We start from the raw sequence: 18232 nt of genomic DNA, 5'->3' as shown, positions 1-18232 counted from the left end.
AATTCTGTAAAACTGCGCAATTATACAAGCGGTGGAAGATGAAAAGCGTATATAGCAAAAGATTTCGGATACATAATTCTATTATCAGAATAAAAAAGAGTCGCAAGGACTTTTGGCTTTCCTGCTTGTGTCTGGGACTAGTTAAACACAGTTCGTTCGATAATAAATCCTTCCAGGTATTTGCCTCGAAAAGGGAGATCAAGGTGAAGATCTCCTTCATGCTGACCTTTCGGGTATTCCATTTCGGCTTTCTCTTCGTGCTGTACGGATTCAGGCTGGATCCCTCAGCGTTCACGGAGATACACAGCGGTCTGTTCTTGCGCAGCCTTTCGGGTGGTCTCGATTTTAGAAGGCCCATCAGATATAAGACGTTCGGGTTTGGCCGTCAGAGATATCTCAATAGCAAAATGATATTTTTGGATGGCCATCGATCCGCATATATCAGGATGGGGGGCAATGGAAATAGCTTTTTGACCATTCGTGAAACGGTCATATCTGATAAAGGACTTTATCAAGCCAAGATCATGCTGGCATGGGTGCTGTCGTCTCTTCTCTGGTTTCTTCCACGGCGCCTTAGACCTGTTCTGCTATATGAGAAGAAGTCTAGTAAGTACGAGGAAGGCGCCTCCATGTTATTCGAAAGGCTCGTTGACTGCGGATATCAGGAGGTGAGATTCATATTGTCTGGGGAGGCGATGGCCTCGTTGGACATTGATGACAAATATAGAGATCAAATAATCCTCAAGGGGAGTCTTAAGCATTACCTCGCTTTTTTTCTAAGTAAGACTTTCATCGCCACAGAATCACCCGCCCATGCCATTGACTTAAGGATTGCGAGTCCTTTCGCCCTCGAAAAACTGGCCCGCCGCCAGTTCGATTTTGTATTTCTCCAACACGGAGTTTCATACATGGTTTCCCTAGGAGCCAAGGAAAGGAAAAATTTTCGCGCTGGCAAGATATTTCCTGACAACGCGAAAGTGGTCGTCTCATCTCAATTGGAAGCCGAGCAATTCCGGTTGCATGCCGGGTTTCTGGAGAAAAATATCTATGTAACTGGTCTGCCCAAGTTTGACCGTAGAACGAGATTCCAGCAACACAATAAAATTATGATTATGCCAACGTGGCGCCCATGGGACTACAACCTTATAGCGTTGGACGTCACAAGGTCAAGCTATTTCCAGATGTGCATGGAGATCGTAGAATCTGTGCCCGACGATCTAAAGGTGCAGGTAATCCTATTGCCACATCCTTTGATTAGAGGAGCTCTTTACGGCACCCAGCTTTCTCCTTACTTGACAGATCTATCATACGAGGATGGCTTGCGCAGCTCGTCGCTGCTGATAACGGACTATTCATCGATAGCATACGATGCATTTAATAGAGGTTGCGCGGTGGCTTTTTGGTGGAAGGAGAAGGATCAATGTATGGAAAGGTATGGCGGGGAGCTTATGCTCAATAGGGAGAACGTGTTCGGTCCTGTAGCCTTTTGCAGCGAGCAGTTGAGGGATGTGATTGCCCATCAATATGGTCATGGTATTGACGGAATGTACTTGAAAAGATTTCGGGAGATAGTGAACGATTTTGGTTCAAATAGCACTGGTATGCTCGTCGATAGGATTGTAAAAGACGGACTTTTAAGAGAAAGGAGTGGGGCCGCCGCCACCGACCGTGCTCGTCAGTCGGGGCGGTATGGGGGCATGATGGGGGCCGCTGGGCCTGAGGTGCGGTCTACTCCTGGCCACAGGCTTTGATACATCCGGTGGGGGCCCCAGCCGCTCATTTTGTGCGCACTATCGGCGTTTTTTCCAACGGCGTCCTTTGCAATCGCCCTGCAGAATGGCTGCTGCAAGATTCTTTTGTGCAGTTGAGTGGCGGGCTGCGGCATTCGGGCGTTGACGGGGTGGCGGGGTGGGGTTCCAAACCGAATACCCAGCGAGCTCTGCAATACGCACGCGAGCGAAATCTGCCCTTCCTTCGCCTGGAAGACGGCTTTCTGCGCTCTTATGGCGCAGGCTGCGCGTCTCCGCAGTTATCTCTGATCGTTGATGACCGAGGTATTTACTACGATAGTACCCGACCATCCGCGCTGGAGAACCTGCTGCAGTCCGACCAGGATGTGTTGCAAGGGTTGCACGAACAGGTGGTGCGGGCTCGCTCGTTGATACAGGAACATGCCCTCAGTAAATACAATCACGCGCCGGATCTGTCGGCCGGCACGGTGTGTCCAGACGATGTATCTCGCGTGCTGGTCGTTGATCAGACGGTCGGGGATGTCAGCGTTTCGCTGGGCGCGGCATCGGCGCATACCTTTCGAGCGATGCTTACTGCCGCGCGGCGCGAAAATCCCGACGCCACAATCTACGTCAAGACGCACCCGGAAGTCTCGTCCGGCGCCAAACGGGGGTATCTGTCGGCCGTTGCGCCGGACAGTCGTACCGTCTTGCTGCGTGATCCCGTCAATCCGATTGATCTCATGCGGCAGATGGACCGTGTGTATGTAGTGTCGTCCACCATGGGTTTCGAGGCGCTGCTGGTTGGCAAGCCGGTGTCGGTATTCGGCATTCCCTGGTATGCCGGTTGGGGGGTGACGGACGATCGTCAGTCCTGCCCCCGGCGCACGCGCCGCCGCTCGGTCGACGAGCTGTTTGCGGCTGCCTATTTTCATTACACCCGCTATTTGAACCCGCTGACTCATCGGCCAGGCACGATATTCGATGTGATTGGCTGGCTGATCCTGCAAAAGCGCAAGCATCGGCGCCATGGCGGCAGGATCATCTGTATCGGATTTCGCCACTGGAAGGCGGCCCATTTGAAACCGCTATTGTCTTGCTATGACGGGTCGGTGCGGTTTGTGCGGAACAGCCGGCGGGCTGCTCAACTCGACATAGCCTGCGGAGATTCGCTTGCATTTTGGGGCCGCCAGCCACCTGTCGGGCTAGCGGAACTGGCGGCTGCGCGGGGCGCCCGTCTGGTCCGTCTCGAAGATGGTTTCGTGCGCTCGGTGGGGTTGGGGTCGGACATGATTCCGCCGCAGTCGCTGGTGCTGGACGAAACGGGCCTGTATTTTGACCCCACCGGACCTTCGGATCTGGAGAATCTGTTGAACCAGCGTGTCTGGTCGGTGGGTGAACTTCAGCGTGCGGAATCCGTGCGTGAATTCATCGTGGCGCACGGCATCACCAAATACAATCTGGAACCCCGAGCCGCCGTGGACTGGCAGCCGCGAGGACGCAAGGTAATCCTGGTGCCCGGTCAGGTCGAGGACGATGCATCGATCCGCTTTGGTTGCACGGATGTCCGTACCAATCTGGGCCTGCTGCAAGCCGCGCGCCAGGCGCACCCGGGCGCCTATATCGTCTATAAACCCCACCCCGATGTGGCCTGCGGCAATCGCCGCGGAACGGTGAGGTTCGACGAGGCGCGGCGCTATGCCGACCATGTGGAAACTCGCTGTTCCGTCATTAGCTGCATCGAGGCATGCGATGTGGTGCACACCATGACGTCGCTCACGGGCTTTGACGCGCTGTTGCGTAACAAGCGGGTGGTGACCTATGGACAGCCCTTTTATGCGGGCTGGGGGCTCACCACGGATCGAGCGAAGGGCGGTGCGGCGTTTGGGCGCCGCCACCGGCGGCTCAGCCTGGCGGAGCTGATCGCAGGGGCGCTTTTGGAATATCCGATCTATTGGGACCCTCTGCTGAAGGGTTACACCACCTGCGAAGCGGTCTTGCATCGCCTGGTCGAGGAACGCGATCAGCGTGAGCGCGATGGCACCTTGAACCTGCTGAATCGCGGCTTGTGGGCGCGCAATGGGCGCAAGCTGCGGGCACTATGGCAATCATGGCGTACCGCGGTTTGATCCATTTTTCTGAATTCTGACGGAATGCGCCGTTCTTTCTTGTTTTTACAGGGGCCTTGTTCACCCTTTTTCCGGGAACTGGCGATGGCATTGCGCCAGGCGGGGCATTCCGTCTGCCGCGTGAACTTCACCGCCGGCGATGCGCTGTACTGGCGCTTGGGCAATGCTGTTTCCTTTCGCGGGCGGCTGGCGCAGCTGCCGGAGTTCTATGAGCGTCGGTTCCGCCAGTGGCGGGTGACTGACGTTGTGCTATTCGGCGACTGCCGGCCCGTCCACCAGCCAGCGATCATGGTGGCCGAGCAATTGCATTTGCGCGTGCATGTGTTCGAGGAAGGTTATTTTCGTCCGTATCGCATCACGCTGGAACGAGGCGGGGTCAATGCGCATTCGCCGCTGATGACGATGTTGCGGCGGGATGCGGCCCCGGACTTTGAGCCGCCGGGCAAGCCGACCGCTTTCAAATCGCCTTTCTGGCGTCGGGCGGTGCATGACGTGGCCTATCACACCGCCGGGGTGGCGAATCCTGTGCTGTTTCCGTATTACCGAAATCACGCGCGCTACGTTGCGCCGCTGGAATATCTGGGCTACGCGTGGCGCCTTCCGGCGCTGCGGTGGTATCGCAAGCGCGACGATCGGCTCTTGAAATCTCTGTTGCTGCGCCGTCAGCGGTTTTTTGTGCTGCCGCTGCAGTTGGACGGGGACAGCCAGATCCGGCAGCATTCGCCTTTCAGCGACATGCGGGAATTGATGCAGGGTGTGGTGGGATCCTTCGCGAAGCACGCGCCGGCCGATGCGGCGCTGGTGGTCAAAAACCACCCGCTCGATCCGGGGCTGGCCCACCATGGCCGGGCATTGCGGCACCTGGTTGAACGATATGGCGTGAAGGACCGTGTGTTTTATATGGAAACGGGTCAACTGCCCCGACTGTTGCGCCAGGCTGCGGGGGTCGTGACCGTCAACAGCACGGTTGGGTCATTGGCGCTGGAAGCGGGTTTGCCTCTGATGGTATTGGGTCAGGCACTGTACGCGCAGCCGGGGCTCGTGCACGACGGCGATCTGGACACCTTCTGGACGCGCTGCATGCCACCGGATATGCAGCGGTTTCGCCGCCTGCGCCAGCGGGTTCTCGCGCAGGCGACGGTAAACGGGGGGCTTTATGGTGCCATGGGGATTGCCCTGGCGGTACAGAACAGTTTGCCGCGCTTGCTGGACGATTGATGCGAAGAGTCCTGATCACGGGCGCCACCGGCGCGATAGGCGCGGCGCTCGCGCATGCCTACGCAGCGCCCGGCGTGACCCTGGTCTTGCATGGCCGCCGCCCGGACGTCCTGGCGCAGGTGGCCGGCGCTTGTGCGGCCCAGGGAGCCACAGTCCAGCAGTATTGCCAGGATGTCCGTGATGGCCAGGCCTTGCAGGACTGGTTGACCGGCCTGGGCGCGCTGGATCTGGTGATCGTCAACGCCGGGATGAACACACACGTGGGGCCGGACGGCGCGCCGGAGCCCTGGGACGAGGTCGAAGCGTTGCTGGACGTGAACCTGAAGGCGTCTGTCCGGGTCGCCAACGCGGTGCTGCCGGCCATGCGGGCGCAGGGTAGGGGGCAGATCGCGTTCGTGAGTTCCCTGGCTGGGTACTTCGGCCTCCCGGTCACGCCATCCTATTGTGCCAGCAAGGCCGGTATCAAGGCCTACGGGGAAGCCCTCCGCGGCTGGCTGGCCCCCGAAGGCATCCGCGTCAATGTCATCATGCCCGGCTACGTTGAATCCGCCATGTGCAACGTTATGCCGGGCCCCAAACCGTGGCTGTGGTCCCCTGAGCGCGCGGCCCGCTCGATTCGCCGTGGCCTGGCGCGCGACCGGGCTCGCATCAGTTTCCCATTTCCTCTGAACTGGGGTGCCTGGTGGCTGGCCGTACTGCCGGCGGCCGTGTCGCATCGCATCGTGCGCTGGATGGGTTATGGGGCTTGATCCGGACTTGACGTCGATGGTGGCGGCTACGCTGTCGGGTTTGGCGCTCTCCGTGGGGATCGAGCGTCTGATGGTGCCGCGACCTCCGTGGGTGCGGCCATGGGCGGCCTGGGCGGTTCATGCCGGCCTGTGGTGTGTGGCGCATGCCGTGCTCGCCCTGCTATTGGGGCGGCCGTGGTTCGCTGCGGCGCTGGTGTCCGCACTCTGGATGGTGCTGGTACAGGTCAACAATGCCAAATACAGGTCTTTGCGTGAACCGTTCGTGTTCCACGACTACGAATATTTTACGGATGCCATCCGTCACCCGCGCCTCTATATTCCATTCCTGGGCTGGGCGAAATTTTCCGCTGCGGCCGTGGGTGTACTGCTGGCGGTGGCGGTTGGCCTGACGGCCGAGGAAAGCCTCGATGATCGCTGGAGGCTGTATGGCCATCTGGGCGGGATATGTGCCGTGGCAACGGCCGGCATGTTCCTGCTGTGGCGTGGATCGCTCAAGCTTGCCCCAGTCACTTATCACCCCGGCGCCGATCTGGCGAAACTCGGCTTTCTGGCCTGCCTTTGGCAGTATGCCCGCGCGGCCAGCCATCGGCCGGTGATCGCCTCACCCTTTGATTTTGCAGCGCGGAATCGGGCGTGGGCGAGCTTGGGTGATGCATTGTCGGGCGGTCGCCATGGGGCCATGCCGCCGGGCGGCGTCAGCGTGCGCGCAACCGGGCTCCCGCACCTGGTCGCCATCCAGAGCGAATCCTTTTTCGATCCGCGGCGCCTATGCTCTGGTATCCGGCCGGATGTGCTGGCCGAATTCGACCGCCTGCAAGCCGATGCGCCATTGTGGGGCGATCTGACGGTACCGGCGTGGGGCGCCAACACCATCCGCACGGAATTCGCTTTTCTCTCCGGGATCGGCGTTGAGCGGCTGGGGGTGCACCGCTTCAATCCCTATCGGGCGCTGGCCGCCGGATGGCGGCTGGCCTCATTGGCCTCCTGGCTGAAGCGCCGAGGTTATCGCACGGTGTGCGTGCATCCTTATCCCGCCACGTTCTATCAGCGCGACCGTGTCTATCCGCATCTGGGATTTGATGCCTTTCTGGACATTCACGCATTTGAGGGTCGGCATCCGGCAGGGCCGTATATGGATGATGCGGCGGTGGCCGACGAGGTCAGCCGCCTGCTGCGGCAGTCGGACCAGCCGCTGTTCGTGATGGCGATCACTATGGAAAACCACGGCCCTCTGCATCTGGAATCGGTACGGCCGGACGATCTGAATGGTTTGTACGTTCAGCCACCGCCTCCCGGATGCGAAGACCTGACCGTTTATCTGCGCCACCTGCGCAATGCCGATCGCATGGCGGCCCGGTTGCGCGCCACTCTGAAGTCCTTGAGCCACCCGGCGAGCCTGTGCTGGTATGGCGACCATGTGCCTATCATGCCCGAGGTCTACCGGCATTACGGTCTGCCATCGGGGCGGGTTCCCTATGTCTGCTGGAACAACTGGGAGTCCGGTGCGCACCCGTCCGTGAATCTGCTGGCGGAAAACCTGTCGCGGTGCTGGCTGCGCCAGGTCGGCCTGATGGCCTGAAGTAAGGCGGCGGAGTCTTGAAAATCCGCCGCGCCGGCCGCATGTACGGGATATCGGGGCGTATCGCCCCCACCCATTTCGGGAACCGCCCACCATGCGATTAGACAAACTGACGACGAAGTTTCAGCAGGCGCTGGCCGACGCCCAAAGTCTGGCCGTGCGTCATGATCATCCTTACATCGAAAACGTGCACTTGCTCTCGGCGCTGCTCGCCGACCCCGAGAGCGGCACCTCGAGCCTGCTCGCTCAGGCGGGCGTGGCGGTGCAGCGGCTCCAGGGCGAGCTCGAACGCCAGCTCAACGCGCTGCCGACCGTGCAGGGCGCCGAGGGCAACGTCCAGATCGGGCGTGAACTGCAGGCAGCGTTGGCACGCACCGACAAGGAAGCGGGCCAGCGCGGCGATGACTTCATCGCCAGCGAACTCTATCTGCTGGCGCTGGCCGACGACAAAGGCGCAGCGGGGCGTGCCTTGCGCGAAGCCGGCTTGCAGCGCAAGGCGCTGGAGGCGGCCATAGAATCGGTGCGCGGCGGCGCGACGGTTGCCAGTGCCGAGGGCGAGGACAATCGTCAGGCGCTGAAGAAGTACACCCTGGACCTGACGGCGCGCGCGCGGGAGGGCAAACTGGACCCGGTGATCGGGCGTGACGACGAGATTCGCCGCACCATCCAGATCCTGCAGCGGCGCACGAAAAACAACCCGGTGCTCATCGGCGAGCCGGGCGTGGGCAAGACCGCCATTGTGGAAGGCCTGGCACAGCGTATCGTCAACGGCGAAGTGCCCGAGACGCTGAAGGGCAAGCGCATCCTGGCGCTGGACCTGGCGGGCCTGCTGGCGGGCGCCAAATATCGCGGCGAGTTCGAAGAGCGCCTGAAGGCGGTGCTGAAGGAACTGTCCCAGGATTCCGGCCAGACCATCGTCTTCATCGACGAACTGCACACCATGGTGGGGGCAGGCAAGGCCGAGGGCGCCATGGACGCCGGCAACATGCTCAAGCCCGCGCTGTCGCGCGGTGAACTGCATTGCGTGGGCGCCACGACGCTGGACGAATACCGCAAGTACATCGAGAAGGACGCTGCCCTGGAGCGCCGCTTCCAGAAGGTCATGGTGGATGAGCCGAACGTCGAATCCACCATCGCCATTCTGCGCGGGCTGCAGGAGCGCTACGAACTGCACCATGGGGTGCAGATCACCGATCCGGCCATCGTCGCCGCGGCCGAATTATCCCATCGGTACATCACGGACCGCTTTCTGCCCGACAAGGCGATCGACCTGATCGACGAAGCCGCGGCCCGGATCCGGATGGAGATCGACTCCAAGCCGGAGGTGATGGACCGGCTGGACCGCCGCATCATCCAGTTGAAGATTGAACGCGAAGCGGTGCGCAAGGATACCGACGAGGCCTCGGGACGGCGCCTGAGGGCGATCGAGGAGGAACTGGCCTCGCTGCAGCGGGAATACAACGACTACGAGGAGATCTGGAAGGCTGAAAAGGCTGCGGTCCAGGGCTCGCAGGCCGTCAAGGAAGAAATCGAACGCGTGCGCGCCGAGATGGCCGAGCTTCAGCGCAAGGGTCAGTACGACAAGCTCGCCGAGCTTCAGTATGGCCGTCTGCCGGAGCTTGAAGCGCGGCTGAAGGCGGCCGAGTCGGCCGATCGGGATGCCGATTCTGAAAAGCCCCGGCTGCTGCGTACGCAGGTCGGCGCCGAGGAAATCGCCGAGGTCGTCTCCCGGGCCACCGGCATTCCGGTTTCGCGCATGATGCAGGGCGAACGCGCCAAGCTGCTGGGCATGGAAGCCGTGCTGCATGAACGTGTGGTAGGCCAGGACGAGGCCGTGCGTCTGGTCTCGGAAGCCATTCGCCGGTCGCGGGCCGGGCTCGCCGATCCCAATCGGCCCTACGGCTCGTTCCTGTTTCTCGGGCCCACCGGCGTGGGCAAGACGGAGCTGACCAAGGCCCTGGCGCAATTCCTGTTCGATTCGGACACCCACCTGGTGCGCATCGACATGAGCGAGTTCATGGAGAAGCATTCCGTGGCGCGCCTGATCGGGGCGCCCCCGGGCTATGTGGGCTACGAAGAGGGCGGCTACCTGACCGAAGCCGTGCGGCGCAAACCCTACAGCGTGATCCTGCTCGACGAGGTGGAGAAGGCCCATCCGGACGTCTTCAACGTGCTGCTGCAGGTGCTGGATGATGGCCGCCTGACCGATGGCCAGGGGCGCACGGTGGATTTCCGCAATACTGTCGTCATCATGACCTCCAACATCGGTTCGCAGCATATCCAGGACATGGCGGACCAGCCGTACGAGGTCGTGAAGGAAGTCATTCGGGACGAGCTCAAGACCGCGTTCCGGCCAGAGTTCCTGAACCGTATCGACGAGATCGTGGTGTTCCATGGCCTGGACGCTTCGCACATCGAGCCCATCGCACGCATTCAGCTCCAGCGCCTGGCCGAACGCGTGGCGCAGCAGGACATGCGGCTGGAAGTCACCGATGCTGCGATCCAGGAACTGGCCCGTGTCGGCTACGACCCGGTCTTTGGCGCCCGGCCGCTGAAGCGGGCGATCCAGCAGTTTGTGGAGAATCCGGTCGCGCGGCTTATCCTGGAAGGCAAGTTCGGGCCCCGGGACGTGATTCCTGTGGACTGGGACGGCGAAAAGTTCGTGTTCGAACGTACGCTGCAGTAGTGACCCGCCCGCTCGGGGCGGGCGTCGGTGTTGAAGAAAGGCCTTCGCGGGCGTCCGTTCGTGAAGGCCTTTTTCATGCCGGGAGGGGCAGCGCCCAGCGGGCCGGCCGTGCCGTCGGCCCCATTCTAGTCATCGCCCAGTACCTGTTGCCAGAGGCTGCGCACGGCGGCGCGCTCCCGGGTGAGTTCGGCGGCGGGTACGCGGGCCTTGTCGGCACCCTGCAGGCGCAGGGCGTGCTGCCGGCGGCGGAAGATGCGGTAAGCGTCGGCCACCTCGGTCGCGAGGGGGCCCGGGATCAGCCCGGCGCGCCCCGCCAGCCCCAGCAGCGCGATGTTGCCCAGGTTGCCCAGAAGCTCCGCGTGCGCGCCCGAATGGATCAGTACCAGGAATTGAGTGATGAATTCGATGTCCACCATGCCGCCCCGGTCGTGTTTCAGGTCAAAGTCGGCACCGCGGTTGGGGTGGCCTTGCGAGATTTTGTCGCGCATGGTGCGGACGTCGCTGCGCAGTGCCGCCGCGTTGCGCGGCAATAGCAGGATGCGCCGGCGGATGTCCTCGAAGCGCTGGCCGATGTCGGCATCGCCCGCTACGAAACGCGCCCGGGTGAGCGCCTGGTGTTCCCAGGACCAGGCCTGCGTGGTCTGGTAGCGTTCGAAGGCCGAAATCGGGACGGCGAGCAGGCCGGCATCCCCGTCGGGGCGTAGCCGCAGGTCAATTTCGTAGAGGCGTCCCGACGAGGTCATGGTGGACAGCCACGAAGCGACGCGCCGCCCCAGCTTCGCGTAGCGCTCCCCGGCCTCCTGGTCGGGGTCGTCGTACAGGAACACCAGATCCAGGTCGGAGGCGTAGCCCAGTTCCTTGCCGCCCAGCTTGCCATAAGCAATGATCGCGAAGCGCGGCGCCGGGGGATCCGCCCGCTGATCACGCGGCAGCACTTGGGGCCAGACGTGGCGGATGGTCTCGGCGAGCAGCAGATCGGCCAGCGCGGACAGGTGGTCGGCCAGCCCCTCCACGCTGATCACGTTTTCCAGGTCTTGCGCGAGCAGCTGGAAGGTCACCTGGTGCTGCACGTCGCGCATCAGGTTCATCTGCTGCTCCACGTCCGGCTGGCCGTCGGGCAGCACGCACGCGTCCAGGTCGGAGCGAAGCTGCTCGGCCAGCGCCGGAAAATCCGGCGCCTGCATGAGACTGCGCCATTCGATCAGGCTGTCGAGCAGCAGCGGATAACGCGTCAGGTACTGCGAGGCCCAGGGGCTGGCGCTGACGATGCGGGCGATCCGGGCCAGGGTCTCGGGATATTCGGCCAGCAACGCCAGATAGGCGCTGCGCTGGGCGATGTGTTCGACCAGGTTGAGCAGACGCTGCAGGGTTTCGGCGGGGGCGGCGGTGCGCATGGCCGCCTGGAGCAGGCCGGGCATGAGCGCGTGAACGCGCTTTTGACTGGTGAGCGGCAGGCTGAGAACGCGATGGCTATCCAGCAGCGTGTCGATGCGCGCTTGCAGCTCGGTGGCCTGGACATCCGACAGCGGCGCGGGACCCGCTGGTTGCGAGGCGGCGCTGTGCGGGGATTCTTCTTCGCCACCCATGCCGGCAATGCGAAAGGCGTCCCGGAAGCATTGGGCCACGAAGGCGCGGTGGCGTTCCAGATCCGCCGAAAACGAGGCCGTGTCGGTGTAGCCCATGGCCTGCGCCAGAATGGCCACTCCATCCGCAGTGCGCGGCAGCAGATGGGTCTGTTCGTCCTCCCGATATTGCAGGCGGTGTTCGAGCCGGCGCAGGAAGATGTAGGCAGCCTCCAGTCCATTGGCCTCGGCCTCGCCCAGGATGCCGGCACCGCGCTGCCGATGCAGGGCGGCGAGCAGGTTGCGCTGTTGCAGCGACGGCTGGCGACCTCCCCGGATGAGCTGGTTGAGCTGGATGACGAATTCGATCTCGCGGATGCCGCCTTCCCCCAGCTTGATGTTGTGACGCGTGTCGACCCCATTGCGGGCCAGCGCCCGGCGCTGCCAGTCCGTGCGAATGCGTTCGCGCAGCCCGCGCAAAGCCGCCAGTGCGTCGAAGTCGAAATATTTGCGGTACACGAAGGGAACGCGCAGCGACTCGATCTCATGGGCCAGCGTATCGAAGCAGGCCGTATCGAACAGCGGGCAGGGGATGAGCCGTGCTTTCAGCCAGGCATAGCGTTCCCATTCCCGGCCCTGGGCCACCAGGTAGTTCTCGAGCGCCGCCAGGCTCCACGCCAGCGGGCCGCTGTCGCCGTCCGGCCGCAGCCGCAGGTCGGTACGAAAGACATAGCCGTTGGCGTCCTGCTCGGACAGCAGGGTGGACAGCAGCCGGCAGACCTTGCCGTAGAACTCGTGGTAGCTGATGCGCCGCCGCCCGTCCGTTTCGCCTTCCTCCTCGTACAGCATGATGAGGTCGATGTCCGACGAAACATTCAGCTCCTTTCCGCCCAGCTTCCCCATGCCCAGGATCAGCATGTCTTGCGGCGCGCCGGTATCCGGGTGGCGCGGCGTTCCGTGGACTTCCGATAGCGCATGCATCGCACAGGCGTAGGCCTGGCCGATCGCCAGATCGGCAAGCTGCGTCATGGCGGTCACGACTTCCTGCAGTGAGGCCAGCCCGGCGATGTCGCGTACCATGAGCGTGGCAAACACCCGCCCTCGCACCCTGCGCAGGGCGGCCTTCAGCACATCGGGGGGAATCGGCTGGTCGCCGTCCGCCGGGGTCAGCTCCTGATACCAGTCCAGCAAGGTCCTGCGCGTGACGGCCTGCGCGGCATCGGCCACCAGCCGGCCCTCCTGCTCGGGATGGGCCAGCAGGAACCGGCGCAGCACCCCGGACCACTGCAGGGCCGGCTTTAATATAATGGCGTCAGACATGGGAACTGCCCGTGATTCAATTGGGCGGGCCGGCGCGGGCCGAACTCGCAAGGGGTTCTAACATACTTCAAACAACGGCATGCGCCAATTGATTTCAAGCCGTTTTGCCCCCTGGGTTCGCGGGCTCCTGGTCCTTGTGGCCTGCCTGTATTTCGGGCTGGGTCTCGGACTGCTGACACTGCGTTATGCCGTTTTGCCGCAGGTCGATCACTGGCGTCCGCAGATTGCGCAGCGCGTGGCCGAGGCGCTGGGCGTACAGGTCGAGCTGGGGCCGCTGCATGCCGAATGGCACGGTTGGGATCCCGCCCTCAGCGTGCAGGGGCTCCGCTTGCGCGATGCGCGCGGCAACGAACTCCTGAGCGTGCCGGCCGTGCAGGCCCGCCTGAACTGGCGGGCCCTGTTGCCCGGTCACCAGGGACTGTTGAGACTTCAGGCCAGCGGGATGGCGCTGGATGTCTCCCGGCTGCCGGACGGCCGCGTGAGCCTCCTGGGACTGTCGTTCACGCCGGGCGGCGAAGCGCCAGCCGCCGTGCCGCCCTGGTTGCAGTGGGTGCTGTCCCAACCGTTGATTGCTTTTCGCGACGTGACGCTGCATTGGCGCGACGGGGATGCGCCTGTTCTGTCATTTGATCAGCTCAATGCCGTCTGGCGGCATGACACGGCCAGCGGCGCCAGCCTGCAGGCTTCGGCGCGGGCAGAGGCAGCGGGCGGCGCGCATGTGCGCCTGCGTGCCGTGCTGGATGACGCGGCCGTGCTGATGCAGGGGCGTTGGCCCCCGCACGGGCGGGTCTGGCTGCAGGCTTCGCAGATCAAACCGCTTGCCTGGCAGCCGTGGGTACCGCCGATGCCGGCCGAGTGGCGCCAGGGGATGCTGGACCTGCAGGCGTGGGCCGAAATGTCGGCGGGCACTCCCCGGCTCACGGTGCAGGCGCGCATCCGATCGCTGGATTGGGCGGGGGCGCACAACGCCAATGTGCGCGTCCCCGAGGCGGCGGCCTGGGTTCAGGGAAGCTGGACACAGTGGCAGTCCATGGCGGGACAGGCCCGGTCGGGGCTGGCAGCGGCCGGTCAGTCACCCGGTGCGGGACCGCCGGTCGAGTCGGCGCGCGGCGTTGCGGCGTCCGAAGGCACACCATCCGGAGGCGCGACATCCGGTCAGGCGGACGGGCTCTCCTTCCAGGCGCGCGCCCAGGGCACCCAGCTCTTTCAGCCTCAATGGTTCGCTTCGGTGCTCAATCTCGGCACCCTGTCGGCGAGCGGCCGGCTGCGGCATGCGGCCCATTGGCAGTTGCAGCTCGATCACGCCCGCTGGGAGAATGCCGACGCCGACCTGCGGTTCCAGGGAACGTGGCAGGGCAATGAAGGTCCCGGCGTGGCGGACCTCAGCGGCACGATCACGCGAGCGCGGCTGGGCGCGATCCACCGCTATCTGCCACTCGTGGTGGACGCGGACACCAGAGAGTGGCTGGCAACCGGTCTGCAGTCGGGCGAGGTGGTCGATGCCCGGTGGCTGCTCAAGGGCGATCTGGCGCAATTTCCGTTCGGCGAGCACCCCCAGGCGGGGGATTTCAGGGTCACCGGCGGCTTCCGCGGGGCGCGCATCGACTTCGTGCCGGACAGTTCGCTGAAGCAGTCCTGGCCATTGCTGCAGGTACCGGCCGGCCGGGTCGATCTGCATCGCATGGACCTGAGCCTGCAAGCGGACCAGGCCAGCATGGCATCTTCGGACGAGCAGTCCATTGCCATGCACACGTTGCAGGCGCGCATTCCGGATATGGAACACGAACCGGTGCTGTCGGTTTCGGGACAGACGACGGCGCCTGCGGCGGCTTACCTGGCGCTGATCCAGCGTTCGCCACTGGGGACGATGCTCAATGGCCTCTTCGACGAGGCGAAAGTGACGGGCGACTGGCAGGTGCCTCTGGCGATCACCGTCCCGCTGCTGCACAGCCATGACACGCAGGTCCAGGGGCGCGTGGACGTCCATCAGACCAGCCTGCAGTTCTTGCCGCAGGCGCCCGCATTCCAGGATCTGGAGGGCCAGATTCACTTCACCGAGACGGGCGTGCGTATCGTCCAGCCGTTGAAGGGACGCTTCCTGGGCGGCGCCGTCCATGTGCTCGGCGACCTGGGCCGCCCCGCGGATCCCGGATTGACGTTTCGCGGACTGATGAGCGCTGCGGTGATCGGCCGTTTCGTGGATGTCCCGGGGATGAAACGGATCACGGGCGGGTTGGCTTATCAGGCCCGGCTGGCGCGCCAGAAACGGGGTTACCTGCTGAATCTGGAGTCGGACACGTCGGCGCTGGCGCTGGATTTCCCGGCACCGCTGTCCAAGCCGCAGGGCGAGGCGCGCACACTGAGCTTGCAGTGGTCGGACGCCGATCCCGCCGACGACAGGCTGGAGATCCGCTATGGTGACAGCCTGCGCGTGGACCTGAGCCACCGGCGCAGCGTGAGCAAAGGTCCCTATTTTCAGCAGGCGGCGGTGGGCATCGGCCAGGCGGCGACCCTGGCGCCTGGCCTTCAGGTGGAGATTGCCTATCCGCTGTTTGATCTGGACCTCTGGAACCGGATCCTGGATGAGTTTTCCATTGTGCGGCGCGGCCGGACACGTTCGGCCCATGCGGCCGGGCGCCCGCTGTGGCCCGATCTGGCTCTGCTTTCGGCGCAGGCCGATCAGTTGCGGCTGCTGGGGACGCGCCTCGATCATGCCGTGGTGCGCGTCGTCAAGTCGGCAGACGAGCGCTGGTCGATGAACGTCCGTTCGGCCCAGACCACTGGGACGCTCAAGTGGCAGGAACAGAACGGCCGCGTGCAGGGGAAAATGTCGGCACGCTTTGCGCGCCTGAGCCTGGGCGATGATTCCAGAGACAACAACGCGCTGTTGCCAGATGCGAAGGTCGACGAAGATGCCGCCTTCGACGACGATCTGGAAATCCCGGGAATCGTGCTGCAGGCGGACGACTTCCGGCTGTACGGCCGCCCGATGGGCGCTTTGTCGCTGGACGGCGAGCGGGATGGCGTGCGCCATGTGTGGTACATGAGCCACCTGCGGATGGGAGACGACCGCACCCGCCTGGCCGGCAGCGGAACGTGGCGCCTGCGCGGAGCCGATCGCGGGTTGAGCCTGAACGCGTCGATCAAGACCGAAGACCTGGGGGCGTGGATGGACCACGCCGGCTGGAAGGGGGTGATGGTCGGCGGCTCCGGCGATCTGAAGGGCAGCTTCGAGTGGCGCGATCTGCCATGGTCCCACGACAAGGCCAAGCTGCGCGGCGACCTCAAGGTGTCGCTGGACAAGGGGCGTTTCCCCAAGCTCGGCTCGCACACGGCAAAATTGCTGGAATTCCTGTCGCTGCAGTCCATCGCCCGTCTGACCAAGCTCGATCGGGGGCTGGCCGGGCTTTTGCACGAGGGCGTGCCCTTTGACCAATTGCGGGGCTCGGTCAGCCTGGATCGCGCGGTGGCCCAGGTGCACGATTACAAGCTGATCGGATCGGTGGGCACCATCCTGCTCGAAGGCAGCACCAACATCGTGGACGAGACCCTGAACATGCAGGCGGTGGTGGTCCCGAACCTGGATGTGAGCGGCGCGGCGATTGCCGCCGGCATTGCGATCAATCCCATCGTCGGGTTGGGCGCCTTCATCACGCAGTGGCTACTGAAGACGCCGTTGGCCAAGGCGATGACGTCCCACTATCGCATCACCGGAACGTGGGATGACCCCAAGGTTCGGGACGTCCCGGTGGCCGCCGCCTCGCCCGTCCCGGACGTACGCTGAGTGTCCGCAGGGTCTTTCGGGTGAACGTCATGAAAAACACCCCAAAGGTTGGATGGGTGTCCAACCTTTGGGGTGAGTTCATGCAGATCCATGCTTAGTGGCTGGGCAGCCTGCCCAAGCGGGAAGACCGCTCAATACACGCCCTGCGCCAGCATGGCATCCGCGACTTTCACGAAGCCGGCGATGTTGGCACCGTTGAGGTAGTTGATCTTGCGGCCTTGCGCGCCATGGCTCACGCAGTTTTCGTGGATGTCGCGCATGATGTCGTGCAGCTTCTCGTCCACCTGCTCGCGCGTCCAGGAGATGCGCTGCGAGTCCTGGGCCATTTCCAGGCCCGAGACGGCCACGCCGCCGGCGTTGCTGGCCTTGCCGGGCGCGTACAGCACGCCGGCCTCGATGAAGGCGCTGGCCGCTTCGATGGTGGAAGGCATGTTGGCGCCTTCGGCCACGCATCGCACGCCATTGGCGATCAGCGTCTTTGCGTCGCCGATTTCCAGCTCGTTCTGCGTGGCGCAGGGCAGAGCCACGTCCACCGGGACGTGCCACGGCCGCTTGCCGTCTTCATAGGTCAGGTTCAGTTGCTTGGCGTAATCCTGGACCGTCCCGCGCTGCTGGTTCTTGATGAACATCAGCACGGCCAGCTTCTCGGGCGTGAACCCCTCGGGATCGATCACGCAACCGTGCGAGTCCGAAACCGTGATGACCTTGGCGCCCAACTGGATGCACTTTTCGATGGTGTACTGCGCCACGTTGCCCGAACCCGACACGGCCACCGTATAGCCCTCAAGCGACTGGTTGGCCTGCTTGAGCATCTCTTCCGCAAAATACACCAGGCCGTAACCCGTGGCCTCAGGGCGGATCAGGCTGCCGCCGAAGGCGATACCCTTGCCCGTGAAGACGCAGCCGTTCTGGTTCGAAAGCTTTTTCATCATGCCGGCCATGAAGCCAACCTCGCGGCCGCCCACGCCAATGTCGCCTGCCGGGACGTCAGTGTCCGGGCCCAGGTGGCGGTGCAGTTCCAGCATCAGCGCCTGGCAGAAACGCATGACCTCGGCGTCCGACTTCCCCTTGGGGTCGAAGTCCGAACCGCCCTTGGCCCCGCCCATGGGCAGGGTCGTCAGCGCGTTCTTGAAGGTCTGCTCGAAGCCGAGGAACTTCAGGATCGACAGGTTCACCGACGGGTGAAAGCGCATGCCGCCTTTGTAGGGGCCGATGGAGGAGTTGTACTGCACGCGAAAGCCGCGGTTGACGCGGATTTGGCCGGCATCATCCGCCCAGGCGACGCGAAACTGGATGGCGCGTTCCGGTTCCACCAGGCGTTCGAGCAAGGCCTGGCTGGCGTAGCGCGGATTTTTCTGGATGAACGGCCACAGGCTGTGCATGACTTCGCTGACGGCCTGCATGAATTCGGGCTGGTGCGGGTCCCGTGCCTTGACTTGGGACAGGAATTGATCGACGGAAGATAGACTCATCAA

9 protein-coding genes are annotated in these 18232 nt (G+C 63.4%); 7 read left to right on the top strand and 2 right to left on the bottom strand.

The annotated features are described in order from the left end of the window. The first annotated feature begins 203 nt into the window (after positions 1-203). The 6 genes from ACVCMJ_RS05825 to clpB all read left to right on the top strand — a co-directional run bounded on the left by ACVCMJ_RS05825 (position 204) and on the right by clpB (position 10091). Positions 204-1751, top strand: coding sequence for a CDP-glycerol glycerophosphotransferase family protein (locus ACVCMJ_RS05825; RefSeq protein ID WP_447080495.1), 1548 nt, complete (start codon positions 204-206; stop codon positions 1749-1751). 107 nt (positions 1752-1858) lie between these two features. Then, complete coding sequence (locus tag ACVCMJ_RS05820; protein WP_447080494.1) at positions 1859-3859, top strand: capsular polysaccharide biosynthesis protein; 2001 nt, start codon at positions 1859-1861, stop codon at positions 3857-3859. Positions 3860-3943: 84 nt separating this feature from the next. Beyond that, positions 3944-5077, top strand: coding sequence for a capsule biosynthesis protein (locus tag ACVCMJ_RS05815; protein WP_447080493.1), 1134 nt, complete (start codon positions 3944-3946; stop codon positions 5075-5077). Continuing rightward, complete coding sequence (locus tag ACVCMJ_RS05810; protein WP_447080492.1) at positions 5077-5826, top strand: SDR family NAD(P)-dependent oxidoreductase; 750 nt, start codon at positions 5077-5079, stop codon at positions 5824-5826. The genes ACVCMJ_RS05815 and ACVCMJ_RS05810 overlap by 1 nt, the downstream gene beginning before the upstream one ends. Further along, positions 5816-7405: an LTA synthase family protein gene (locus ACVCMJ_RS05805; RefSeq protein WP_447080491.1), complete on the top strand. Its 1590-nt coding sequence runs from the start codon at positions 5816-5818 to the stop codon at positions 7403-7405. The genes ACVCMJ_RS05810 and ACVCMJ_RS05805 overlap by 11 nt, the downstream gene beginning before the upstream one ends. 94 nt (positions 7406-7499) lie before the next feature. Next, a complete protein-coding gene (gene clpB, locus ACVCMJ_RS05800; RefSeq protein ID WP_447080490.1) occupies positions 7500-10091 on the top strand; it encodes an ATP-dependent chaperone ClpB in 2592 nt (863 codons plus the stop codon). A 125-nt stretch (positions 10092-10216) separates the two neighbouring features. Here the strand turns inward: clpB and glnE are convergent, their stop codons facing one another. Then, entirely contained in the window at positions 10217-12973 is a 2757-nt protein-coding gene (gene glnE / locus ACVCMJ_RS05795; protein ID WP_447080489.1) for a bifunctional [glutamate--ammonia ligase]-adenylyl-L-tyrosine phosphorylase/[glutamate--ammonia-ligase] adenylyltransferase, read from the bottom strand. A gap of 79 nt (positions 12974-13052) precedes the next feature. On the opposite strand from glnE, the gene ACVCMJ_RS05790 reads away from it, so the two are divergent. Then, positions 13053-16757, top strand: a complete 3705-nt coding sequence (locus ACVCMJ_RS05790; RefSeq protein ID WP_447080488.1) for a YhdP family protein — start codon at positions 13053-13055, stop codon at positions 16755-16757. 131 nt (positions 16758-16888) lie between these two features. On the opposite strand, the gene gdhA is transcribed toward ACVCMJ_RS05790, so the two are convergent. Further along, entirely contained in the window at positions 16889-18229 is a 1341-nt protein-coding gene (gene gdhA, locus ACVCMJ_RS05785) for an NADP-specific glutamate dehydrogenase (protein WP_447080487.1), read from the bottom strand. Positions 18230-18232 lie beyond the last annotated feature (3 nt).

This window comes from Castellaniella sp. UC4447_H14 (assembly GCF_052978285.1).
This window is presented reverse-complemented; position numbering and strand designations above follow the sequence as displayed.